23 protein-coding genes are annotated in these 23,198 nt (G+C 71.2%); 11 read left to right on the top strand and 12 right to left on the bottom strand.

All coding sequences use genetic code 11. The annotated features are described in order from the left end of the window. The first annotated feature begins 95 nt into the window (after nt 1–95). From KFLA_RS31680 to KFLA_RS31650, 7 genes are all read left to right on the top strand, one after another. Nucleotides 96–848, top strand: coding sequence for a redox-sensing transcriptional repressor Rex (locus tag KFLA_RS31680; RefSeq protein ID WP_012923930.1), 753 nt, complete (start codon nt 96–98; stop codon nt 846–848). Nucleotides 849–930: 82 nt separating this feature from the next. After that, entirely contained in the window at nt 931–2,217 is a 1,287-nt protein-coding gene (locus KFLA_RS31675) for a glutamyl-tRNA reductase (protein ID WP_012923929.1), read from the top strand. Further along, nucleotides 2,214–3,098: a hydroxymethylbilane synthase gene (hemC, locus tag KFLA_RS31670; protein ID WP_012923928.1), complete on the top strand. Its 885-nt coding sequence runs from the start codon at nt 2,214–2,216 to the stop codon at nt 3,096–3,098. Before KFLA_RS31675 ends, hemC begins: the two co-directional genes overlap by 4 nt. Further along, nucleotides 3,095–4,831 carry a bifunctional uroporphyrinogen-III C-methyltransferase/uroporphyrinogen-III synthase gene (locus KFLA_RS31665; protein WP_012923927.1) on the top strand — a complete coding sequence of 579 codons (1,737 nt, stop codon included), beginning with the start codon at nt 3,095–3,097 and terminating at the stop codon, nt 4,829–4,831. The genes hemC and KFLA_RS31665 overlap by 4 nt, the downstream gene beginning before the upstream one ends. Before the next feature lie 4 nt (nt 4,832–4,835). Beyond that, entirely contained in the window at nt 4,836–5,819 is a 984-nt protein-coding gene (gene hemB, locus KFLA_RS31660; protein ID WP_012923926.1) for a porphobilinogen synthase, read from the top strand. Nucleotides 5,820–6,023: 204 nt separating this feature from the next. After that, a complete protein-coding gene (locus KFLA_RS31655) occupies nt 6,024–6,455 on the top strand; it encodes a hypothetical protein (protein ID WP_041289568.1) in 432 nt (143 codons plus the stop codon). 90 nt (nt 6,456–6,545) lie between these two features. Then, a complete protein-coding gene (locus tag KFLA_RS31650; RefSeq protein WP_012923925.1) occupies nt 6,546–7,412 on the top strand; it encodes a WD40 repeat domain-containing protein in 867 nt (288 codons plus the stop codon). 141 nt (nt 7,413–7,553) lie between these two features. On the opposite strand, the gene KFLA_RS31645 is transcribed toward KFLA_RS31650, so the two are convergent. Continuing rightward, entirely contained in the window at nt 7,554–8,786 is a 1,233-nt protein-coding gene (locus KFLA_RS31645; protein ID WP_012923924.1) for an MFS transporter, read from the bottom strand. A 58-nt stretch (nt 8,787–8,844) separates the two neighbouring features. Next, the gene (locus KFLA_RS31640; RefSeq protein WP_237706638.1) at nt 8,845–9,276 is read right to left on the bottom strand and encodes an ester cyclase; all 432 of its coding nucleotides are present in this window, start codon (nt 9,274–9,276) and stop codon (nt 8,845–8,847) included. A gap of 186 nt (nt 9,277–9,462) precedes the next feature. Here KFLA_RS31640 and KFLA_RS31635 point away from each other — a divergent pair, with 186 nt between their 5' ends. Continuing rightward, nucleotides 9,463–9,642, top strand: coding sequence for a hypothetical protein (locus tag KFLA_RS31635; protein ID WP_012923922.1), 180 nt, complete (start codon nt 9,463–9,465; stop codon nt 9,640–9,642). Then, the gene (locus KFLA_RS31630; protein ID WP_012923921.1) at nt 9,639–10,436 is read left to right on the top strand and encodes a hypothetical protein; all 798 of its coding nucleotides are present in this window, start codon (nt 9,639–9,641) and stop codon (nt 10,434–10,436) included. Before KFLA_RS31635 ends, KFLA_RS31630 begins: the two co-directional genes overlap by 4 nt. Nucleotides 10,437–10,499: 63 nt before the next feature. Here the strand turns inward: KFLA_RS31630 and KFLA_RS31625 are convergent, their stop codons facing one another. From KFLA_RS31625 to KFLA_RS31585, 9 genes are all read right to left on the bottom strand, one after another. Then, a complete protein-coding gene (locus KFLA_RS31625) occupies nt 10,500–11,024 on the bottom strand; it encodes a dihydrofolate reductase family protein (RefSeq protein ID WP_012923920.1) in 525 nt (174 codons plus the stop codon). A 43-nt stretch (nt 11,025–11,067) separates the two neighbouring features. Continuing rightward, complete coding sequence (locus KFLA_RS31620) at nt 11,068–12,069, bottom strand: cobalamin B12-binding domain-containing protein (protein WP_012923919.1); 1,002 nt, start codon at nt 12,067–12,069, stop codon at nt 11,068–11,070. After that, complete coding sequence (locus KFLA_RS31615) at nt 12,066–13,511, bottom strand: PP2C family protein-serine/threonine phosphatase (RefSeq protein WP_012923918.1); 1,446 nt, start codon at nt 13,509–13,511, stop codon at nt 12,066–12,068. Before KFLA_RS31615 ends, KFLA_RS31620 begins: the two co-directional genes overlap by 4 nt. After that, entirely contained in the window at nt 13,501–13,866 is a 366-nt protein-coding gene (locus KFLA_RS31610; RefSeq protein ID WP_012923917.1) for an STAS domain-containing protein, read from the bottom strand. Before KFLA_RS31610 ends, KFLA_RS31615 begins: the two co-directional genes overlap by 11 nt. A gap of 227 nt (nt 13,867–14,093) precedes the next feature. Next, nucleotides 14,094–14,924 (bottom strand): carbohydrate ABC transporter permease, encoded by an 831-nt coding sequence (locus KFLA_RS31605; RefSeq protein ID WP_012923916.1) that lies wholly within the window; start codon nt 14,922–14,924, stop codon nt 14,094–14,096. After that, nucleotides 14,914–15,855: a carbohydrate ABC transporter permease gene (locus KFLA_RS31600; protein ID WP_012923915.1), complete on the bottom strand. Its 942-nt coding sequence runs from the start codon at nt 15,853–15,855 to the stop codon at nt 14,914–14,916. The genes KFLA_RS31605 and KFLA_RS31600 overlap by 11 nt, the downstream gene beginning before the upstream one ends. Then, nucleotides 15,852–17,117: an ABC transporter substrate-binding protein gene (locus tag KFLA_RS31595; protein WP_012923914.1), complete on the bottom strand. Its 1,266-nt coding sequence runs from the start codon at nt 17,115–17,117 to the stop codon at nt 15,852–15,854. The genes KFLA_RS31600 and KFLA_RS31595 overlap by 4 nt, the downstream gene beginning before the upstream one ends. A 28-nt stretch (nt 17,118–17,145) precedes the next feature. Beyond that, nucleotides 17,146–18,741 carry an FAD-dependent oxidoreductase gene (locus tag KFLA_RS31590; RefSeq protein ID WP_012923913.1) on the bottom strand — a complete coding sequence of 532 codons (1,596 nt, stop codon included), beginning with the start codon at nt 18,739–18,741 and terminating at the stop codon, nt 17,146–17,148. After that, nucleotides 18,742–19,797 carry a LacI family DNA-binding transcriptional regulator gene (locus KFLA_RS31585; RefSeq protein WP_012923912.1) on the bottom strand — a complete coding sequence of 352 codons (1,056 nt, stop codon included), beginning with the start codon at nt 19,795–19,797 and terminating at the stop codon, nt 18,742–18,744. It lies immediately after the preceding gene. 142 nt (nt 19,798–19,939) lie between these two features. Here KFLA_RS31585 and KFLA_RS31580 point away from each other — a divergent pair, with 142 nt between their 5' ends. After that, a complete protein-coding gene (locus KFLA_RS31580; RefSeq protein ID WP_012923911.1) occupies nt 19,940–21,796 on the top strand; it encodes a hypothetical protein in 1,857 nt (618 codons plus the stop codon). A 192-nt stretch (nt 21,797–21,988) separates the two neighbouring features. On the opposite strand, the gene KFLA_RS36090 is transcribed toward KFLA_RS31580, so the two are convergent. Then, on the bottom strand, nt 21,989–22,633 hold the full coding sequence (locus tag KFLA_RS36090) for a hypothetical protein (RefSeq protein WP_049797463.1): 645 nt from the start codon (nt 22,631–22,633) through the stop codon (nt 21,989–21,991). Between KFLA_RS36090 and KFLA_RS37680 the strand changes: the two genes are divergently transcribed. Beyond that, nucleotides 22,611–23,195: a hypothetical protein gene (locus tag KFLA_RS37680; RefSeq protein WP_148256783.1), complete on the top strand. Its 585-nt coding sequence runs from the start codon at nt 22,611–22,613 to the stop codon at nt 23,193–23,195. The genes KFLA_RS36090 and KFLA_RS37680 overlap by 23 nt on opposite strands. Nucleotides 23,196–23,198: the final 3 nt, after the last annotated feature.

The following is a 23,198-nucleotide window of genomic DNA, read 5'->3' as shown; positions in this document are numbered from 1 at the left end:
GGTTCCCGATTTTGTTCTCACGTTCACAAGCTCCTAGAGTGGGGGAGTCGCCAGCCGTGAGGCGGTGACTCGCGAACCACCTTTCCAGGAGAACTGTGACGCCTGCCCGCAGCCGTCGCCCCGGCGCGCCGACGCGAACCGAACGCGGCATTCCCGAGGCCACTGTCGCGCGCTTGCCGGTGTACCTGCGGGCCCTGACCGCGCTGTCGGACAGTGGCATCGCCACCGCGTCGAGCGAGGATCTCGCGACCGCGGCCGGCGTCAACTCGGCCAAGCTCCGCAAGGACCTGTCCTACCTGGGCTCCTACGGGACCCGCGGCGTCGGCTACGACGTGGAGTACCTGCGCTACCAGATCGCCCGTGAGATCGGCGTCACCCAGGACTGGGCGGTGGTCATCGTCGGGATCGGAAACCTGGGCCACGCGCTGGCGAACTACTCCGGCTTCGGCACCCGCGGCTTCCGGATCGTGGCCCTGCTCGACGCCGACCCGGCCCTGGTCGGCGAGCAGATCGGCGACATGGTGGTCCGCGACTTCGCCGAGCTGGAGGAGATCGTCGCCGCCGACCGGGTCTCGATCGGCGTGATCACCACCCCGGCCGGTCCCGCCCAGGAGGTCTGCGACCGGCTGGTCGCCGCGGGCGTGACCAGCATCCTGAACTTCGCGCCGGTGGTGCTGTCCGTGCCCGACGGCGTCGACATCCGCAAGGTGGACCTCTCGATCGAGTTGCAGATCCTGGCGTACCACGAACAACGAAAGTCCGGAGAGGCGGCGCTCCCCGAGGTGCCCGAACTACCAGCGATCAACGGTCTGCCGAACCTGCCCAGCGTGGGGGGTGTCGGCGCATGACGAACGAGCGCAGCGAGTTCGCAATTCAGCACAGCCTCCGACGAGGTAGCTCATGCGCGCCCGGAGCGAAGCGAGGACGCGGATGAGCTACCTCGTGGTCGGAATCTCTCACCGCAGCGGCGACATCTCGGTGCTGGAGCGGGTCGCGCTGGACCCGGACGCGGCGACCAAGCTGGCCGTCGCGGTCCAGCACAGCCCGGCCGTCAGCGAGTCGGCCGTCCTGGCCACCTGCAACCGGACCGAGGTCTACGCCTGCGTCGACCGGTTCCACGCCGGTATGGACGAGGTCACCGCGATCCTGTCCGACATCACCGGTGTCCCGCTGCTGGACCTGGCCGAGCACCTGTACGTGCACTTCGAGGAGGGCGCGGTCGCGCACCTGTTCCAGGTGGCGGGCGGGCTCGACTCGATGGTCGTCGGCGAGAGCCAGATCCTCGGTCAGCTCAAGGAGACGCTGCGGATCGGCCAGGACCTGGAGACGATCGGCAGCGCGCTGAACGCGCTGTTCCAGCACGCGCTGCGGACCGGCAAGCGGGCCCGCGCCGAAACGGGCATCGACTCGGCCGGCCGCTCGGTGGTCACCGCCGGGCTGGAGGCGGTCGGTGGCTTCGAGGGCCGCCGCGCGCTGATCGTCGGCGCCGGCTCGATGGCCTCGCTGGCCGCCCAGACCCTGCTCAACGGCGGCGCCGCGAGCGTCACGATCGCGAACCGCAACCACGACCGCGCCGTCGCGCTCACCGAGCGGATCGGCGGCACCGCGATCCCGCTGGCCGGCGTACCGGACGCGCTGGCCGAGGCCGACCTGGTGGTCAGCTGCACCGGTGCCCGCGGCGTCGTGCTGACCGAGGAGATGATCCGCAACGCCGCCGACGGCAGGCCGCTCGGCGTTCTGGACGTCGCCCTGCCGCGCGACGTCGAGCCCGGCGCCGCCCGGATCCCCGGCGTCACCCTGATCACCCTGGCCGACCTGGCCGGGACGGCCGGCGGCAGCGCCCACGACGTCGACGAGGTCCGCCGGATCGTCGCCGAGGAGGGCGGTGCGTTCGAGGCGACCCGGCGGGCCGCGTCGGTCGCGCCGACCGTGGTCGCGCTGCGTGCGATGGCCTCCGAGCTGGTCGACTCCGAGCTGGCCCGGCTGGACCGCCGGCTGCCCGGCCTCGACGAGCACCAGCGGCACGAGGTCGCCCGGACCATCCGGCGCGTCGTCGACAAGGTGCTGCACACCCCGACCGTCCGGGTGAAGGAGCTGGCCGCCGACCCCGGCGGCCCGACCTACGCCGACGCGCTGCGCGAGCTGTTCGCGCTCGACCCCGCGACCGTTGACGCGGTCACCGCACCCAAGACCACCACCGGAGGTGAGTCCGCATGATCAAGCTCGGAACCCGCCGGTCGGCCCTCGCGACCGCGCAGGCCGCCCTCGTCGCCGACGCCCTGCGGAACCTCGGGCACGAAGTCGACCTGGTCCCGATCGTCACCACCGGCGACGTGAACCGCGCGCCGCTGGAGCAGATCGGTGGCACCGGCGTTTTCGTCAGCGCGCTGCGCGACGCCCTGCTGGCCGGTGAGATCGACATCGCGGTGCACTCGCTGAAGGACCTGCCGACCGCGCCGGTCGACGGACTGACGCTCGGCGCGATCCCGGTCCGCGAGGACCCCCGCGACGTCCTGGTCGCCCGGGACGGGCTGACCCTCGGCGAGCTGCAGACCGGTGCGCTGGTCGGCACCGGTTCGCCGCGCCGGGTCGCCCAGCTGGAAGCGCTCGGCCTCGGCCTGGAGCTGACCGGCATCCGGGGCAACGTGGACACCCGGATCGCGATGGTGGCCGACGGCAAAGTGGACGCGGTGGTGCTGGCCCGGGCAGGGCTGGCCCGGTTGGGCCGGCTGGCCGAGATCACCGAGACGCTCGATCCGATCCAGATGCTTCCGGCTCCGGGACAAGGTGCCCTCGGCATCGAGTGCCGCAGCGACGACACCGCGGTACTGGCCGCGCTGGCGCCGCTGGACGACCCGGGCACCCGGGCCGCGGTGACGGCCGAACGCCAGCTGCTGGCGACGCTCGAGGCCGGCTGCACCGCGCCGGTCGGAGCGCTCGCCGAGGTGGTCGACGGTGAGGACGGCCCGGAGCTGTGGCTGCGGGGCGCGCTCGGTGAGGACGGTGGCGGTGTCCGCCGGCTGTCCGCCAACGGGTCGGTCGACGACCCGGCGGCGGTCGGGCGGGCGCTGGCGAACGAACTGCTGGAGCAGACATGACACCGGCACGGGGAACGACGACGGCCAAGAACACGAGCAAGACGAGGGCGAAGGCGACGGCAGACGTGAGCAGCGCGAAGACAGCAGCGGCCACCAAGACTCCGCAGAAGGTGCCGGCGAAGGTCGCGGCGGGGTCCAGCACGGTCAAGCAGACCAGGCCGCTCGGCCACGTCACGTTCGTCGGCGTCGGCCCGGGTGACCCCGCGCTGCTGACGATCGCCGGCCGCGACGTGCTCGCGAACGCCGACGCGGTGGTGGTCGAAGGCCCCGAGCACGACCCGTTCCTGGCGTACTGCCGGCCGGGTGTCGAGGTGGTCGACGGCTCCGGCGCCGAGGGCAGCCGGGCGCTGCGGATCGCGGCCCGGGCCCGGCTGGTGGTGAAGACCGCCAAGGCCTCGGCGAACGTGGTCCGGCTGCTGACCGGTGACCCGTTCACCTTCTCCAGCGGCGCCGAGGAGGCCGCCGCCTGCCGCAAGGCCGGGATCAGCTTCAACGTGGTGCCGGGGGTCAGCGAGGTCAGCGCCGTACCGGCGTACGCGGGCATTCCGCTGACGGTGAAGGGCGAGCGCGAGGTGACCGTGCTCGACCTGGCCGAGTCCAAGCTCGACTTCAGCCGGCTGCACCCGAAGCAGACGCTGGTCCTGCTGAACGCCGTGGACGTGCTCAAAGACACGACGGTCGCGCTGGTCGACGCCGGCTTCGACGCCGGCACGCCGGTCGCCGCGACGGTCGGCGGCACCACGACGGCGCAGACCAGCGTGGTCGGCACGCTCGGCACCATCGTCGCGGACCTGCGCGCCGCCAAGGTGACCGGCCCGGCCGTGATCGTGGTCGGCTCGGTCGTCGAGCAGCGCGAGACGCTCAGCTGGTTCGAGACCAAGCCGCTGTTCGGCTGGCGCATCCTGGTGCCGCGCACCAAGGACCAGGCCGGACCGCTGATGGACCGGCTGCGCCGCTACGGCGCGATGCCGGAGGAGGTGCCGACCATCTCGGTCGAGCCGCCGCGCAACCCGCAGCAGATGGACAAGGCGATCCGCGGCCTGGTCGAGGGCCGCTACGAGTGGGTCGCGTTCACCTCGGTGAACGCGGTCAAGGCGGTCCGGGAGAAGTTCGACGAGTACGGCCTGGACGCGCGTGCCTTCTCCGGGCTGAAGATCGCCGCCGTCGGCGAGAAGACCGCCGAGGCGATCGGCGCCTGGGGCATCCGGCCGGACCTGCTGCCCTCGGGTGAGCAGTCCGCCGCCGGGCTGGTCGAGGACTGGCCGCCGTTCGACGAGGTGCTCGACCCGATCAACCGGGTCTTCCTGCCGCGCGCGGACATCGCCACCGAGACGCTGGTGGCCGGCCTGACCGATCTCGGCTGGGAGGTCGACGACGTCACGGCGTACCGGACCGTGCGGGCCGCCCCGCCGCCCGCGCCGACCCGCGAGGCGATCAAGTCGGGCAAGTTCGACGCGGTCGTGTTCACCTCGTCCTCGACCGTGCGCAACCTGGTCGGCATCGCCGGCAAGCCGCACGCGTCGACCGTGATCGCGGTGATCGGCCCGGCGACCCTGAAGACCGCCGAGGAGCACGGCCTGCGCGTCGACGCGATGGCCGAGTCGCCGTCCGCCGAGGAGCTGGCCGACGCTCTCGCCCGGTTCGGCGCGGACCGGCGTGACACGATGGTAGAGGCCGGAGAACCGGTCACCCGCCCGTCCGAGCGCCGCTCGGGCTCTCGCAGGAAGAGCTAGCACTGTGTCTGGTTTCCCGGGTGTTCGCCCGCGGCGGCTTCGGTCGTCCGCGGCCGTGCGGCGGCTGGTCGCCGAGACGACGATCGAGCCGCGGCAGCTGATCTTGCCGATGTTCATCCGGGAAGGCGCGCGCGAGCCGATCGCGATCAGCTCGATGCCGGGCGTCTACCAGCACACCCGCGACACCGCGCGCAAGGCGGTCGCCGAGGCGGTGCAGCTGGGGCTCGGCGGGGTGATGCTGTTCGGCGTACCGGTCGAGAAGGACCCGCAGGGGTCCGGGGCGCTCGACCCCGACGGCATCCTGAACGTCGCCATCCGGGACGCGGTGTCCGAGGCCGGCGACGACCTGCTGGTGATGTCGGACCTGTGCCTGGACGAGTTCACCTCGCACGGGCACTGCGGCGTACTGGACTCCGCCGGCCGGGTCGACAACGACGCGACCCTGGAGATCTACGCCGAGATGGGCGTCGCGCAGGCCTCGGCCGGTGCGCACGTCGTCGGGCCGTCGGGCATGATGGACGGCCAGGTCGGCGCTGTGCGGACGGCGCTGGACGCGGCCGGGTTCACCGACACCGTGATCTTGGCCTACGCGGTGAAGTACGCGTCGGCGTTCTTCGGCCCGTTCCGCGAGGCGGTCGACTCGTCGCTGCAGGGCGACCGGAAGACCTACCAGCAGGACCCGGCGAACGCGCGCGACGCGATCCGCGAGGTCGACCTGGACGTCGCCGAGGGCGCCGACCTGGTGATGGTGAAGCCGGCCCTGGCGTACCTGGACATCATCCGCCAGGTCCGCGACCACGTGACCGTGCCGGTCGCGGCGTACAACATCTCCGGCGAGTACGCGATGGTCGAGGCCGCGGCGGCGAACGGCTGGATCGACCGCGAGGCCGCGATCATGGAGACGCTGAACAGCATCCGCCGGGCCGGGGCAGACACGATCCTGACGTACTGGGCCTCCGAGGCCGCGCAGCTGCTGTCGCGACGGTAAAGCCGAACTCTGACGGGTTGACCCACCCGGTCCATGGTTGGCCCACGAGAATTCGGTGGGCCAACCATGCGTCTGGTGGGTCAACCCCTGAGAGGTCGTGGTCCGACCGGCGGCCTGCGCTGGCTGCCGCGGTGGTTTAGAACGCAGCTGGTTGCGGGACCGGTCATCCGGCAGCAGACCGTCGACGCCGGGGAGCGAGCTCGCATGACCAAGGTCACCACCGACAACCTCGGTGCCTGGGTGCTCAAGTGCAATCCCAAGCTCACCAACCTCGACGTCCTCCTGGCGAACGGCGTACGCACCTGGTGCGTGCAGGAGAACTACCGCTCCGCCCTCATTGCCGCGGACCAGCCGGTCGTCCTGTGGATCACCGGGCCCTCCGGCGCCACGCCTCAGCCAGGGATCTGGGCCACCGGCCACGCGACCGGCGGCACGGAGTACTCGCCGCACGGCAAGCTCGTCATGCCGCTCGAGCTCAGCTTCCTCCGCACGCCGGTACCGCGCGAAGACATCGCTGGCCGCCTGCCTGACCTAGAGGTTATCCGGCAGCCGCACATGGCCAATCCGAGCTTCGCGACGAGCGCCGAGTACGCCGTTCTGCAAACCCTCGGATTGCTGCCGTCCAGCCAGGCTTGAACCCAAGCCCGGCTGCCGCCGTACAAGGCCCAACCTTTCCTGCGATCGGTGCATCGTTCCTACGTACGCATCAGCATGGAGGGGACATCGATGAAGCGATACAAGGGTCTGATCACAGCGGTCGTCGTCGTGGGGCTGATGGGTGGTCCGGGCACGGTGGCCGAGGCCGCGTCTCCGCAGCCTGGTGGGCGGCTGCTCTACGTGGAGTTCGCCACCACGACGCTCGTACCTGGGCAGCTGAAGAGCGCGCAGCCGGACGGAAACGGCGGGCAGGATCTCGGCAAGAGCCTGCCCTGGTACGCCGGGCCGGATTACTCGCCGGACGGGACGAAGTTCGTCTACGCCGAGGGCATGTCGCTGCGGATCGCCGACGCCGACGGCGGCAACGACGAGTGGTTCGTCGCCGGACCGTCCGGGCCTTCGTTCCCCCGCTGGTCGCCTGACGGGCGGTGGATCGCGACCGAGGCCGGCGGGATCCACGCCTGGCGGACGGACAGGTCCGAGTACAGCAACCTGGCGACGGCGTTCGAGAACATCGCCATGGCGTGGGCGCCTGGTGGCAAGCGGTTCGCGACGGTCACCAACGACGGCGAGGTCCGGATCTACCGGGTCGGGAACCAGGAGCCGGTGAAGCGCTTCGCGGTGGCCGAGCCGCGTCAGGTGGACTGGAGCCCTGACGGCAAAACCCTCGCCGTACAGGCGCAAGGAGACATCGTGCTCATCACGGTCAGCACCGGCGTGATCAGGCGGGTCACCAGCACGCCTGAGGTGTACGAGAGCAGCCCGGTCTGGTCACCTGACGGCGGCTGGATTGCGTACGGCAGCGGTGCCGCCGGGTACGACGAGTACGGCAACCCGCATACCGTTGCCCCAGTCATCCACCTGATGACCCGCACCGGAACCGACCAGCACCCGACATCGATCGCCGGAATCCCGACCAGCTGGCGCAGCTACTAGGGTGTCCCGCTCCCTGCTGACGACGGTTGAGCGGAACCTTCCGCGCCGGGATGCCCGTCGGTTGCATGCTCGGCTGTCGGCTCGCGATGGGCTGTGGTGAGGGTGCGTGGAGAGCCCGAAGGCACGGCGTACGGGCCGGGTTCACGCCTTTGCGTCGTAGCGGCGGAAGGTTTTGGAGGCGCCGGTCAGGGCGGCGATGCCGAGCAGGCAGAGCAGGCCGCCGGTGAGGATGCTGATGGTGGGGCCGAAGAAGCCGGCGACGGTGCCGGCGCGGACGTTGCCGAGGTGGGGGCCGCCGAGGCCGACGATGAAGTCGAGGGAGTTCAGGCGGCCGCGGAGGTCGTCGGGGGTTGCTGTCTGCAGGATGGTGGCGCGGAAGACCGTGGTGACGATGTCGGCGGCGCCCGCGGTGGCGAGCAGGGCGACGGCGATCCAGAGGTTGTGGGTGAGGCCGACGGAGCCGATGGCGGCGCCCCAGATCGCGACGGAGATCAGCATCGCGCGGCCCTGGTGGCGGAGGTGGCCGAGCGGGCCGGACAGGATGCCGGCGACGATGCCGCCGACGCCGATCGCGGCGTACAGGTAGCCGACGGTCTGCGCGCCGCCGCCGAACCGGGTGTCGGCCAGGGCCGGGAACAGTGCGGTCGGCATCGCGAGCACGGTCGCGTTCAGGTCGATCAGGAAGATCATCCCGATCAGCGGGTGCCGGACGGCGTAGCGCAGACCTTCCACGACCGACCGTACGCCGAACGTCGCGCCGCCGCCCTCGGGTGGCATCGGCGGCAGCCGGCGGACGCTGACCAGGACGGCGACGAAGGTGAGGGCGTCCAGCCCGTACGCCGCTTCGAGGCCGACGGCGGAGATCAGCACGCCGGCCAGGACCGGGGCGGCGATGATCGCGGCCTGGAAGGACAACTGGTGCAGAGCCGCTGCCGCAGGCAACAACTTCGGCGGCAGCACGCGCGGGATGAACGTGCGCCGGGCCGGGGTGTCGATCGCGCTGGCGGCGGCGCCGATCGCGGTCAGCACGTACAGCAGCCAGAGCTGCCCCCAGTCGAGCCAGGCCTGCAGCGCGAAGACCATCGAGACCAGCATCAGCAGGCTGCCGGTGATCAGCACGAGCCGGCGCCGGTCGACGGCGTCCGCGATCGAGCCGCCGAACAGGCCGAGCAGCAAGGTCGGAACGAGCGTCGCCAGGCTCACCGCGCCGACGGCGACCGACGAGCCGGTCAGGTCGTAGACCTGGATGGCGACCGCCACCCCGGTCATCATGGTGCCGATCGACGACAGCGACTGGCCGGCCCACAACCAGCGGAACTCCACCGACTCCCGCAGCGGAGTCACGTCCGCGAACAACCGCCAGGTCCCAGGCACAAGGAGCGATTGTCGCCGCGTCTCCGCGCCCGTCGCAACCGGTTTTGCGTCCGCCGCTTCAGCGGAGCTGGTCGAGCAGCCGCAGGTTGTCCGCGGTCACCCAGACCTCCACGATCTTGGCCTGCTCGATCCGGTAGAACGCGAACTCCTGGGTGGTGACGGCCCGGCCGGTCGGCGCGACGCCGAGAAAGCTGCCCTGGTGGGTGCCCGTGTCCCGGAAGTGGGCCGCGATCCAGGGGCCGTTGACGACGAGATGCTGCAGGTCCCAGCGATAGTCCGGGAAGGCGCGGACGACGTCCGACAGCCCGGCGCTGTAGGCGGCCAGTCCCTGTCGCTCACCGTTCACCTCGACGTCCTCGGCGACGTATTCCCCGAGCCGGTCGAACTGGTGGGCGTTGCAGCGCGCGTTGTACGCCCGGTACAGCGCGGCGAGCTCGGCATCGGACTCCGGCGTACCCGGCATGGTGACTCCATCCTGCGTCAGCGACATCGACTGCGACCCAAGTCTTCCGGACCGCGCGCTCAGGTGCCGCGAAAGGCGGCCGATTCCCGCGGCACCGATCGGGCGGCCGGTACGTCGTACGGTCGCCGCGGAGCGAGTTCGCGGGGGACGGCCCGGCCGGGGGTTAGGCTCGACGGGCTGGTCGTCGAAGGACCGAGAGGGAGTGTGTCGAGGGTGAACGAGCAGGTGACGGGGACGCCGGGCTGGTCAGGGCCCGAGCAGGATCTGCGGGCCGCGCGTTATCATCTCGAGGACGTGGCAGCGGTGCTCCGGCAGGCGCTGGCCGAGGACGACGCGCTGGCCGGTACGCCGACGTCGCCGACCGGCAGTTCCGGCGGCGGTGAGCTGCGATGAGTGCCGATCCGGCGGAGATCGCCCGGCTGTCCGATGAGCTGGCGACCGCGGTGACCAGGGCACGCCCGGTCCTGCAGATGGTGGCCGACGACGCCTTCGCGCTCGCCCAGCAGGTGGCGCGCAACAGCGACGACATCCAGAACCTGCAGCGGCAGGCGTCCCGCGTCCAGGAGTTCCGGGACGTGCCGCCGGCGACGATCCTGCGCGGCGCCATGCTCGACGCGGACGAGATCAGCAGCCGGCTGCAGCGGGCCGCGGGTCAGGTCGACGAGATCCGCGGGGACCTCGGCCGCGCCGAGCGGGACCTCAGGCACGGCAGCAAGGTCTACGCCGAACTGGTCGACACGCTCGGCCCGGAGATGCCCGAGGCGACGAAGGACCTGGGCCAACGGCTGCAGGCGCTGTCCCGGGCGGTGGAGACGGCCTCGAGCGGGCTGTCCGCGGCGGACCGGTCGATCGCCGATGTGCGGCAGTCGGTCCAGCAGTTGACGACAACGGATCTCCAGGCCGACCGGTTCGGCACGGAGCAGAAGATCCGGACCGCCCACGCCGGGGCGCGGGACGGCGCCGAGGGCTTCGAGCAGCGGATGAAGGGCGTGACCGCGGGATTGGCGCAGGCCGAGCCTGATCTTCAGCAAGCGACCCAGCAGACCCAGGCACTCGCCCAGGCGGCCCAGGCGGCGCTCAACCCGACGCCGAAGGCGAAGCAGGTGAAGCCGGGATCGGCATCGGAGCAGTCCGGCCTGGCCGCCCGGCTGAACGGCCAGTCCCGCAGCACCGACCGCGACCGCTAGACCCGAACTCGTCGTACAGCGGCACAAAGCCGTACCGCCGCGCCGGTACGGCGTACCGCAGGGTCAGCGGGGAATGCTGTAGTCCGACTGGACGAAGCCCGCCTTCAGCGTGCGGGTGGCGTTGTGGGTGAGCGCGATGTCGCGGTCGAGCTCGCCGAACAGCGGGATGCCCGCGCCGAGCAGGACCGGCACGGTGGTGATGGTCAGCTCGTTCAGCAGGCCGGCCCGCAGGAAGGTCTGCACGACCCGGCCGCCGTCGGCGTAGACCCGCTGGGCGCCGCGGTCGTTCAGCGTCTCCACCAGGCCGTCGAGGGTGCGGTGCACGATGACCCGCTCGTCGGTGTCGGCCGGCAGCGTGCTGCTGAGCACCTCGACCTGCTTGCCGTCGTACGGCCAGAAGCCGAAGGTGAGCACCTTCTCGTAGGTGTTGCGGCCCAGCACGACCGTGTCGACGGTCGCCATGAACTCGTCGTACCCGGTGTCGCCGGCCTGCTCGCCCCGCTCGGTCAGCCAGTCGATCGACCCGTCCGGCCGGGCGATGAACCCGTCCAGGCTGACCGCGATGAACACCGCCGCGTGAAAGCTCACATCACTCCCGTCTCGTCGTGGGAGTCCAGTTTGCCAGGGGTCGTCAGACCGGTCCGGCCGGCCAGTGGGTGGTGAGGAGTTCGTGCGCCCGGGGGTAGTCGCGCAGGACGGCGGTGGTGGCAGTCGCCAGGGTAGTGACCAGGCCGGGGTCCGCCCGGCGGGGCACGAGCAGGTCTGTGATCCACCGAGCGGTGTCCGGGAGCGGGCGAGGGTCGCCGGTGAGCAGGGTCGCCCAGAGCGCGTGCAGGGTCTGCTGTACGGCGTCCTCGGCGATCTCCAGGTCCTCGGGCGGCTGCCACTGGGCGGTGATGTCGGTCAGCAGCTGGCGGTGGGCCAGCTCCAGCGCGGCCTGCTCGCTCGTCGCCTCGGCAGGCAGCGGGTCGACCGGCGGTACGACCGGAGGAAGACCGGCCAGGACGCGGACCGCGGTCGCTGCGTCCGGGGCCCAGGCGGTGGCGCCGAGGGCCTTGGCGCGGACCTCGTCCGGACCGAAGGCCGGGCCGCCGACGACGGTCGGGATGCCGGCGGACGCCGCGGCCTCGATGAACCGGCGGGTGGTCGGCAGGGCGCCGAGCATCGAGCAGCTGACCGCCAGCACGTCGGGCCCGAGGTCCTGGAGGTACTGGCTGAGCCGCAGCGGCGACGTCGAGGCGCCGAGCGGCGTGGTCTTCCAGCCGTTCGCGAGCAGTGCGCACTCGATCATCGTCGCGGGCAGCGCGTGCCACTCCCGCTCGGCGCAGGCGACGACCACGTGGCCGTGCTCGACCGGCACGGTGGTGCGGACGTGCCGTGCCACCGCCTCGGTCGCCGCGACGGCCACGGCCGTGGCGGCGTGCTCAGCGGCGACCGACCACTCGCCGTTCTGCCAGCGCAGCCCGACGGTGCGCTGGGCCGGGGCGACGACCTCGGTCAGCAGCTGGATCGGGTCGGCGCCTTCGGCCAGCGACGCCTCGACAGCCACCAGGGCCGTCGCCGAGTCGCCGGCTTCCAGGGCCGCCCGAAAGGTTGTCGTCAGCTCGTCGAGATCGGTCGCGGTGCTCGTCACCGCGCACCCCGCTCACCCGCGGCCGACGCGTCGTCGCCGGTGACTTCCGGCGCGACGACGGGCTCGGCGAGGGGTGGGCAGGTGATGGCGAGCAGGGCGATGTCGTCGTGCGAGCGGCCGTTGAGGTGTTCGACGACGTCCTGCTCCAGAGCGCCGCAGATGACCTCCGAGCCGGCTCCGGCGTACCGGGAGAGCAGGGCGGCGATCCGGTCCAGGCCGTAGAAGCCGTCGTCGCCGCGGGCCTCCTCGACACCGTCGGTGAACATCAGCAGGCTGTCGCCCGGCCGCAGCCGTACGGTGGACGTGTCGTACTCGACCGCCGGCAGGACACCCGCGACCGTCCCGTCGGCCTCGACCTGGCTGACCGTGCCGTCGCCACGCAGCACGAACGGCGCGGTGTGCCCGGCGACTGCCAGCTCGACGTCCAGCCAGTCCGGCGTGACCGCGACCCGCGCACAGATCACGGTGACGAACCGGTCGGATCGGTCCTCGTAGACGACCGCGTTGAGGGCCGACAGCAAGGGCCCGGGCCGGTGCTCGAAGTACGCCGCGGTGCGTAGGCTCTGCCGGGCCCGGCCGGTGAGCACGGCCGCCTCGACCCCCTTGCCCGCGACGTCGCCCAAGGTGACCAGCAGGTCGTCGCCGGCGGCGTACACGTCGTAGAAGTCGCCGCCGACGTCGAGGTGCTCGGCGGCCGCCCGGTACCGCGCGGCCAGGTCGACGCCCGGGAGCGTCGGCAGCGGCGGCGGCACCAGGCTGCGCTGCAGGGCGGTCGCGATCCGGCTGCGCTCCTCGTAGAGGCGGGCCGAGTCGAGCGCGAGCGCCGCGCGCTGGGCGATCTGCTCGGCGACGACGACCTCCTGCTCGGCGTACCCCCGGCCCTGGCCGCGCACGACGATCAGCGCGCCGAGCGTCGTACCGCGGGCGGTCAGCGGCAGGCCGAGGATGTCCACCGGGTGCAGCGCCGAGGCCTGCTGGCGCAGCCGGTCGGTGGGCACGAGCGTCGCCAGCCCGTCGCCGGCGGGGGTGTCGATGTCGACGTGCAGCAGCTCGCTCTGCCCGGTGTGCAGGATGCGTTCCAGCGCCGTCCCGGCGAGCGTACGGCGGGAGACCCGCGCCGAGGCGCCGACGTCGTCACCGCCGAAGACCCGGATCGCTCCGGTCCGCAGGTCGGTGAGCAGGACGACGGCCCAGTCGGCCAGCTCGGGCCGGACCGTGGTGAGCAGCTGCAGCACGGTCCGCCGCAGGTTCAGCGACCCCGCCATCGCGAGCGCCACCTCCTCGGCCAGTTCCGGGCGCAGCCGGGGCCCGGTCGCCGGCAGCGTGCCCGGCTCCGGGGTGTCGTCGAGCAGGCCGTCCCACGTCGCCGCGCGGAGCAGCGCGTCGCGGGCGGGCGGGTCGTCGCGTCGGCCGGCGTGGACGGCGAAGTCGTCAGACGGCACCGTCGGCCGCCATCGCCTCGTCGACGCTGGGGCTGACGGTGAACACCTTGTGCAGCTTCGTGATCCGCAGGATCTTGGCGACCCGCGGGTGCGGCGCGGCGAGGATCAGCGTGCCGCCCTGGGCGGTCGCCTCCTTGTGCGCGCCGACCAGGACGCCGAGGCCGCTGGAGTCCATGAACTCCACCTCGGTCAGGTCCAGGACCAGCGGGCGCGCGCCGATCTCGGCCAGCACCGCCTTCAACGCGTCGGTGAGCTCGTCGGACGAGTCGATGTCGACGTCACCGGACAGCCGGACCAGCGGGTGGGGTCCGGAGTGATCGATATGAATGGACAGATCCGTGCCTTCGGCAGCCACGATCTGGAGCTCCTCGCAGTGTCGGCGCCGGCGCCGTCGGAACGGCCGGGCACCCGATGCACGCCGCCGGGGCAGGCGTGCCTGGCTGATGGCTGTAGTCATAACCATCGGTCTCTGATGAGCAGTATCACCCGCGAGCGCCCCACTTCAACCATCCACACCAACCTGAGATCACCTTGTGTACGCACCGTCGAACCACCCGCCACGCACAGCGACCGATTCCGGCGTCACCCCTTCAGACCGGTCTGGGCCAGACCCTCCACGAACTGCCGTTGCGCCAGCACGAAGACGATCAGCACCGGCAGCGCGCTGAGGGTCGCCGCCGCGAGCTGAACGTTCCACAGCGCGCCGCCGTACGCGTCGACGTACTGGGTGAGCGCCTGCGGAATGGTGAACTTGTCCTTGCTCGACAGGAACACGATCGGCTCCAGGAACAGGTTCCAGCTGTGCAGGAAAGTGAAGATCGAGACCGCGCCGATCGCCGGCTTCGCCAGCGGCAGCGACACCTGCCAGAACAGGCCGAACCGGCCCAGCCCGTCGACCCGGCCGGCTTCCTCCAGCTCGCGCGGCAGCGTGATGAAGAACTGCCGCATGATGAAGGTGGCCAGCACGCTCGGCGCCCCGAGCACCGGGATCAGGATCAGCGGCCAGTGCGTGTTGACCAGGCCGAGCCCGTCGAACATCCGGTACAGCGGGATGATCGTCACCTCGTTGGGGACCAGCAGCCCGGCCAGCACCAGCACGAACACCACCCCGGACCCGCGGAACGGGATCCGCGCGAACGCGTACCCGGCCAGGGAGGAGACCACCAGCGTGCCGAGCGTGACCAGCACGGCGATGTAGAAGCTGTTCAGGTACTGCTGGCCGAACGGCTGCAGCGCGAAGACCTGCCGGTAGGCCTCGAACGTGGCGTCGCTCGGCCAGAGCGTCGGCGGGAAGGCGAAGATCTCGTTCACCGGTTTCAGCGACGTCGTCGCCATCCACCAGGTCGGGAAGACGAACGGCACGCAGCAGACCAGGAGGACGGCGTACACGAGCAGCTTGAGCTTAGGACTCATGGAACACCCATCTCTTGCGCATCCGCCACTGCAGGACCGTCAGCGCGAGCACGATGATGAACAGCAGCAGCGAGATCGTCGCGCCGTAGCCGAAGTGGTGGAACTGGAACGCCTGCTGGTACAGGTAGTAGACGAGTACGGTCGTGGAGGTGCCCGGGCCGCCCTGCGTGAGCACCGCGATCTGCGCGAACACCTGCAGCGACCCCACCACGGTGAGGATCGAGGTGAGCAGGATGGTCGGGCTGATCAACGGCACCGTCACCCGGCGGAACCGGGCCCACGCCGACGCTCCGTCGATGCGGGCCGCCTCGTAGAGCTCGGCCGGGACGCCCTGGAGGGCGGCCAGGAACAGCACCATGTTCAACCCGACGCCCTTGAACAGCTGCACCACGATCACCGCGATCATCGCGGTGGTGTCGCCGCGCAGCCAGTTCGGTCCGTCGATGCCCAGCAGGTCCAGGAACCCGTTCACCCCGCCGTTGTCCTGCAGCAGGAAGCCCCAGACGATCGTCCAGGCGACCAGGGTGACCACGACCGGGGAGAAGAACAGGGTCCGGAACACGACGGTGCCGCGGAGCTTCTGGTTCAGCAGCACGGCCAGGAACAGCGCCAGGCTGAGGTTGAGCACCACCAGCCCGATCGAGAACAGGCCGGTCGCGCGCAGCGCCGGACCCAGCCGCGGGTCCGACCCCAGCTGCTCGTAGTTCGCGCCGCCGACGAAGTCGAAGGTGCCGGCCAGCACGTTCCACTCGTGCAGGCTGTACCACACCACCAGCCCGAGCGGAACGACGACAAAGGCGACGATCCCGGCGAGCTGCGGCGCGACCATCAGCCAGCCGGCCAGCTCGTCGCGTCGCCGCATGGTCCAGTACGGCGCCCGCTCCGGCGCGCGGACCGGCGCCGGTGCGGGCTTCTCCGCCACGAGGGTCATTTGGACAGCAACGGGTTGATCTTGGCGCACACCCCGGCCAGCACGGCCGGGACGTCCGCGTCGGGCTTCCAGAGCGGGTCGAGCGCGGCCCGGACGGTCTGCTGCAGCTCGGCGTACCCGACGTGGCTGGTCTTGATGTCGCCGCGCTCGATACCGTCGATCACGACGCTCTGCAGCTGCGCGGGCTTGAGCAGCGGATTGGCCTTCGCCAGCACCGCGGTGGTCAGCTGCGACTTGCGCGGCGGCGGGAAGAACTGGGCCAGCTTCGCCGAGTTCTCCTGGTTGGTGAAGTAGGCGAGGAAGTCCTTCGCGGCGTCGACGTGCTTGCCGCGCTTCAGGACGCCGATGCCGGCCTGCCCGACCACGGAGTACTCGCCGGCCGGGCCCTTGGGCAGCGGAACCAGGTCCCACCTGAACTTGGCCTTTTCCAGCAGCGCCGCCCGGCTGATCTGGGTCAGCACCATCGCCGCGTCACCGGCGAAGAAGTCCTTGGTCACGCCGGGGCCGGGCATCGCCTGGTCGGTGAAGACCATCTGGTGGATCGCGGTCATCGCGGCCACCATCTCCGGCTGGTCGAAGCCACAGGTCTTGCCGTCCTCGCTCCAGGGGCGGGCACCCCAGCCGGCCCAGATCGAGTTCAGCGCGTCCCAGCTCTTGAAGTCGAAGTCGCCGACCACGATGCCGCCCTTGCCGGTCTTCTGCACCGCGGCGCCGGTGGTGACGGCCTGGTCCCAGGTCCAGGTGCCGCTCGCGATCTGCTGCGCCGGCGTCTGCCGTCCGGCCGCCGTCACCAGGTCGGTGTTGACGAAGACGCCCAGCGGGGAGGTGGAGAACGGGTACGCGTACAGCTGCCCGTCCTGCTCCCAGGTCTTGGTCGTGCTGGGCAGCAGGTCGGGGTCCCGGTCGATCGGCGCGAGCGCTCCCGACGAGACGAAGTCCGGGGCGGTGCTCTCCAGGATCCAGGCCAGGTCGGGCACGTTGCCGCCGCCGATCTGGGTGGTCAGCGTGGTGGTGTAGCTCTCGAACGGGATCGACTCGAAGGTGATCTTGCCGACGTCGGGATGGGTCGACTTGTACTCCGCGGCAATCTGGTCGAACAGCGCGGTGTGCTTGGCGTTCGCGCTCCAGATCGTCATGCGCAGGTCGACCGGGCCGGCCGCGCCGGCGTCGTCGGACCCGCCGCCGCAGCCCGCCAGGGCGAGCAACGACACGGCCACGGCGGCCGCGGTCAGGCGGGCCACGTTCAGGGTGGGGAGTTTCATCGGTCAGTCCTCCATCAGTAGCCGGAACTCAGTAACCTGCGATGGCCGGCCAGCTCAATTCGACGCCCTGGGCAACCAGTCGCGCCTGGAAGTCGCTGAGCAGAGCAGGGGTGTTGCGGACCGCGCGCGGGCTGACGCCCCGGTCCAGGCAGAAGGCGGCGAGCAGTCCGGCGGCCTCGCCGACGTTCCACTCGACCGGGTGCAGCCGGTAGCAGCCGTTGGTGATGTGGGTCGTGCCGAGGTTCTTGCCCGCGGGCAGCAGGTTCTCGACCCGGCGCGGGATCAGCGCACCGAGCGGGATCCGGAACGGGCTGCTCGCGACGTCGATGTAGTTGTCGCCACCGGTCGAGGGGTGCAGGTCGATCCGGTACATGCCGACGCCCACGCTGTCGGCGTACTCGACGGCACCCGCGTCGCCGCGGACGGCGACCGACAGGTCCTGCTCGACGACCGTGTACTCCGCCGCGATCCGGCGGGACTCCCGGATGTACGGCGCCTGGGCCAGCCCGTCGGCCGAGCCGAGCAGGTCGCCGCGCAGCCGCAGCCCCGGGAAGCCGGTGCCGCCGTCGGGTCGCGGCGCCTCGGTCTGCAGCCAGTAGAAGACCGCCTGGGACAGTTCCTTGGCGCCCCGCAGGTGCCGGTCCGCGTCAGGCACGTCGAAGACCGGGCCGTCGAGGTAGTCGATCATCGGCCAGTTCACCAGGCAGATGTCGCTCGGGTAGGCACCCGCCTGGAAGTGCCGGCGGGCGGCGATTCGGCGGAACGTCCACAGGTTCGTGTCGCCACCGGTCCGGCGCTGGTCGGCGACCACCGCGAGCGGGTCGTCGTCCGGGTTCGGGGTGAACGTGCGCCGCGAGGGCGCCAGCGTGCGGGGGTCCGGCGCGTTCCAGGACAGCAGCCGGTCGCCCCAGAACGACGGCTGGTAGTTCCGCCAGAAGGCGTAGTCGGCCGGCTTGTCGCCGACCTGGTCGCCCTCGACGTGGTCGATCGCGAAGCAGAACGACACGGCCTGCATGTTCAGCGGCTGGGCCTCGGCGGGCGCGCTCGGCTCGCCGGTGACGGCTTGCGACTCGAAGCCGGTCACGTACTCCGTACCGGTCAGGGGCAGCAGCTCGCCGGTCTCGGTCGCATCCAGGATGTACGGCGCGGTCAGCGTGAGCTGGGTCCCGGTGTCCCGGTGCTGGACCGTCACGGCGGTGACCCGGTCCCCGTCGGTCTCGGCGCCCACCGGCTTGTACGGCTGCAGCACCTGCAGCCGGCGACTCGCCCGGTACGGCGCGAGCATCGCCTCCAGCACCGCGACGGCGACGCGGGGTTCGTGGCAGAGCTTGGACACGTAGCCGGCGCCCGGGTTGAGCTCGGCGGCCGCGCGGGACGCCTCGGTCAACGGGTAGTGCCGCCGGTAGTAGTCCCGGATGCCGTCGCGCAGCGCGCGGTAGGACGCGGTGACGCCGAACTGCTCCACCCAGGTGTGCTCGTCCGGTGGGACCGCCTGACTGGTCAGCTGGCCGCCGATCCAGTCGTACTCCTCGGTCATCACGACCGTGCGACCGGCGCGCAGCGCGGACAACGCCGCCGCCACTGCGCCGAGGCCGCCGCCGACGACCAGGACATCCGCTTCCATTCACAGACCTTCCGGTGCTGCGAGGGTGCTTCCCTCGACGAGTTCACAGGGCAACAACTGCTGGGGTGCGGCCGTTTCGCCGGACAGGATCGCCTCGAGCAGGCCAACGGCCTGGCGGCCCATCTCCTTGCGGGGGATGTGGAAGCCGGAGTAGTCGACGTCGCTCGGGACCGGCCGGCTGGCGTCGCCGAGCGCGACCACGGACAGATCGCCGGGGACTCGCAGCCCCCGCGTGCGCGCTGCCGCCGCCAGGGCGTCCGCATCCGCCAGGTCCTCGACGAACACGGCGGTGACATCGGCGTCGAGCAGCCGCGTGAGCACGTCGCTGAGCCCGCGGTCGGCGGCTGGAGCGCCCGGTCCGGCGTCAGCGGGACTGCCGGCTGCCCGCTCGCCGGGGGCGATGTGCAGCCCGCGGGGAGCGATCCGCCGGAAGCCCAGCAACCGGTCGGCCGAGGACTCGGCGCCCTCACCGGGGCCGACGAACGCCACCCGCTCGTGCCCGAGCGCCAGCGCCTTGGCCGTCACGGTCGCCGTCGCGGTCACGTAGTCGGCGCCGACGTACGGCACCGGTTCGGGAGTGTCGCGGCGGCCGACGGAGACGAACGGGTAGTTCTCGGCGACCAGCCGGGTCAGTTCCTCGGCGGGGATGCGGCGGCCGAGCAGCAGGGCGCCGTCGGCCAGCCGGAGACGGTTGTTCTCGTGGAAGATCCGGCGCCGGCCGTCGGTGACCGGGGCGCTGGTGAACAGCAGCAGGTCGCAGCCGCGTTCCTCGGCGCACTGCTCGATCCCGCTCAGGAACGGGTGGTAGAAGTCGGCGCTCGCGCTCGGGAAGACCGACTCGTAGGTGAACACCCCGAGGATCTGGTTGCGCTGCTGCAGCAGCCGGCGGGCCAGCGGGTCGGCCACGTACCCGGTCTCGCGAATCACCTTCAGGACCCGGTCGCGGGTCTCGGCCGGGATCCGGGCGGAGGCGTCGGAGCGGTTGTTCAGCACCAGGGACACGGTCGTCTGGCTGACCCGGGCCAGCCGGGCGATGTCCCGCTGGGTCAACCGCATGCTGTCACCTCCGTTGAGTAATACGTATTGCCGGAACCGTAGAGGCGTGCTGCTCGGCCGTCAAGAGCAGTAGGCATAGATAATACGGATTAGCAAACACATGGTCTTGACGGGCGGATCGGCTGGGCCGACAGTTTCGGTCATGCCCCTGACTCGCCGTGCTCTGCTGACCACCGCGGCCGCCGTCGCCGCCGCGCCCGCCCTCACCGCCCTGCCTGCCCGCGCGCGCAGTGCGCTTCCGGTCCTCGCGCCGCTGGGTGCCGGTATGCCGGACCGCCGCCTGTTCAGCCCGCTGGAACAGCGCTTCGCCGGCTACCTGGCGATCCTCGCGCCGATGGCCAACGACATCGTCGACGCCGACCCCGCGACGTACGGGTTCATGGCGGGCGGCTGGTGGCGCACGCCCGCGCAGCCGTTCAACGCGCGCGTGCAGGAACACGTGTTCACGTTGAGCTGGTTCTACGCCAACCGGCGGCCCTGGAACCCGTACTACCGCGACGCCGCCCTGCTGGCCCGTCTCGACGCCGCTCTCCAGCACTATCTGAAGCTGCAGAACCCGGACGGCTCCTGGCCGGAGTACGCGCCGGGGGAGCGCGGCAAGGCGTCCAGCGGGTTCGGTCTGGGCTATCTGGCGAAGACGCTCGCCAACCTCCGGCAGGCCGGCGCGCTGCCGGCGCGCCGCCGCGACCTGGAAGTTGCCCTCAGCAAGGGAACGGCCTGGTACCTCGATCCGGCCAACCCGGTGGTCTGGGACGACCCGTTCCAGTACACCAACCAGGCCGTCGCCGGGGTCGCCGGCGCCGCGCTGACCCTGAAGCTGATTCCCGACCACCGGCTGCAGTTGCGCCTGCAGGAGCGAATCCGGTACGTCGCCAAGTGGTCCCAGAGTCCGGCCGGGTTCTTCTACGACCCGCGGGGCATGGACATCAACTACAACTTCGAGGTGATGCTGCCCGAGATGGCCGAGCTCTACCTGCACACCGGGCACCCGGCGCTGGTCACGATGGCCCGCAGGTTCACCGACTGGTTCGGCTACAACCTGCTGCGCGAGCCCGACGGGTCAGGCTGGCTGACGTACTACGCGGTCTCCGACCGGACCGCCACGGCGTACTACGACGACGTGATCCCCGACCCCGACCGGTCGAACCTCGGCAGCGTCTTCGTCCCTGCCGTCCCGAACCTGGGTGCCTTTTTCACCTCTCGCGAGGACCGCGCTGCGACCCGGACCGCCTGGGCCGCCGATCCCGCGCCGGTGCCGATGCCGGCCAAGCAGGACACCTCGCCGCGGATCATCGCCCACGCGCCCTTCGGTGAGGCGCTGCCGACGGAGGAGGCCAAGCGGGCGGCCGTGGCGCGTGTCCCGTACCTGCGCAGGAACGACTTCACCGAGCTGCGCCGCGACAGCGTGGAGAACCAGGACTACCTCTACGTACGCCGGCCGGGCTTCTACCTCGGTGCCTTCTTCGGAACCCGCGCGGGCAGCGTGGTGCGCGCCGGCACCGGGTTCGTCTGGCACCCACAGGCCGGCACGGTGATCCATGCGCAGCAGACCTCGACCGGCTGCTGGGGAACCGTGCGCGCGGGCAAGGCCGACGCCGACGGCAACTTGGTCGCCGAGTACTTGTCGAGGGATCTCGTTCGCTACCGCACCACCGACTCCTCCGTCGTGACCGAGCTGGTGATCGGTCAGCGCGAGATCACCCGGCGGGTCACCGCGAGCTCCGCCGCGACCGAGCAGGTCCCGCTGGTCCTGCAGCCCGGTGACGAGGTGGTGTTCTCCGACGGGACCCCCGTGCCCTACAACGAGTCCCGGACCGCCACGGCCGACGGCCTGACGATCAGGCGCGGTGGCAGTACCGTCCAGCTCAGCTGGTCGGGCGTCCGTCCGGTGTCGCTCAGCACCTCGAACCGGACGTACCTCCGGGACCAGCGCCGCCGCATCCACGTCCTGCGGATCCAGCACGCCGGCAGCCTCGAAACCACCGTCCGCTGCGACTGAGCCGGAGAAGGCACGGCGTGGAGACGTTCAGCCGTCGTACCTTCCTGACCGTCACCAGTACCGTCTTCGCAGGTGCCGCCGCTCACGCTCAGCGGAAACGGCAGACCAGGTGTCGGCACGCAGGCGGCGTACCCGGGCGGTTGCCTGCAGATCGAGCCGACCGCCACCGCCGCGGTCACGGTCGGGTGAGGATCAGGAGGTCCGCAGCCGGAGCACCAGGCGGGCGGGGGACCGGCCGGTGACGTAGACCCGCAGGCCGTCTGGGACCAGCCTGCCGTTCAGGTGGGTGTAGCGCTCGCCCGGGTCCATCGTGACCCGGGTGGCGCCGTTGCCCGGGCCGAACTCGATCCGGTCCTCGCCGACCGTGTACGCGCCGGTGCCCTCGACCAGCTGGTAGTTGCCGGGGGCATCGAGTGGCTGAACGCCGGACAGCGTGCCGCCCGGCCGGAAGCACAGCTCGACGGCGAACGGAACCTCGGACCCGGCCAGCTCGAGGGCGAAGTCGAAGCCCGGCCCGAACTCGGTGACCGCCACCGTGGTTCGCAGCGTGCGGTAGTGCTTCGGCCGGTGCGGGAAGTCCATCGCGGCGTAGAACCGGCCGTCGAGGGTGAGCGGGTACGCGCCGGTGCGCCGGTGCCGACAGGGCAGCGGCAGGTGGTACGGGATCTTCACCTCGTCGCCGAGCCGGAACGTGCGCGTACCGGTGCGGCGCAGGCCGTCGCTGCGGAAGTGCCCGGTGCTGAGGAACTGCGGCGACAGCCGGACCGAGTCCAAAATCGCGGCGCCCTGGCGGAGCGTGAAGAAGGTCGGGTTGGTGGACAGGCCGGACGCGATCACCGGGATGTCGTGGAAGTCGGTGCCGCCGAAGACGGTCGCCGTCCGGGCGGATCCGCACCAGCTGCTGCGACCGGAACTCCTGCACGAAGTCGGCCGGCACCGGGACGGCGGTGGGCAGGGTGGCGGCCAGCTCCGGGCGTTCGAGCACCTCGGCCAGGAAGTCGCCGAGCTCGCCGGTGCCGCGGCGCTCGATGTCCTTGGCGACGGTCGCGAACCGGCCGTCACGGTCCAGCAGGGCCAGCTCGCGGAACTGGGTCAGGTACCACCAGACGTCTCGGACGCGGTTCTGGTCCTGGCGGCGGGAGGCCGTGGTGTCCACCTCGCCGTTGGGCTCCAGCAGGTACAGCGTGGCGTCGAGGTTGCGCCGGACGTACTGGTAGTTGGTCCGCACGAGCTGGATCTGCGCCTCGCATACGAGCCCCACAGGGGTGGAAAGCGATTGCCAAATGCCCAGTACTGTTCTTCGCCGGTACTGCGCTGTCAACACTTCGCAGGTGTCCGGAATCGGTCACCGGATCGCCGGTCGAGGTCTTGTCGGAACTGCCTGGCTGGACTAGTTTGACCG

The organism is Kribbella flavida DSM 17836 (genome assembly GCF_000024345.1).
GTDB lineage: Bacteria > Actinomycetota > Actinomycetes > Propionibacteriales > Kribbellaceae > Kribbella > Kribbella flavida.
Note: the sequence above shows the minus strand (reverse complement) of the source record. Positions and strands in the feature narration are given on the sequence as shown.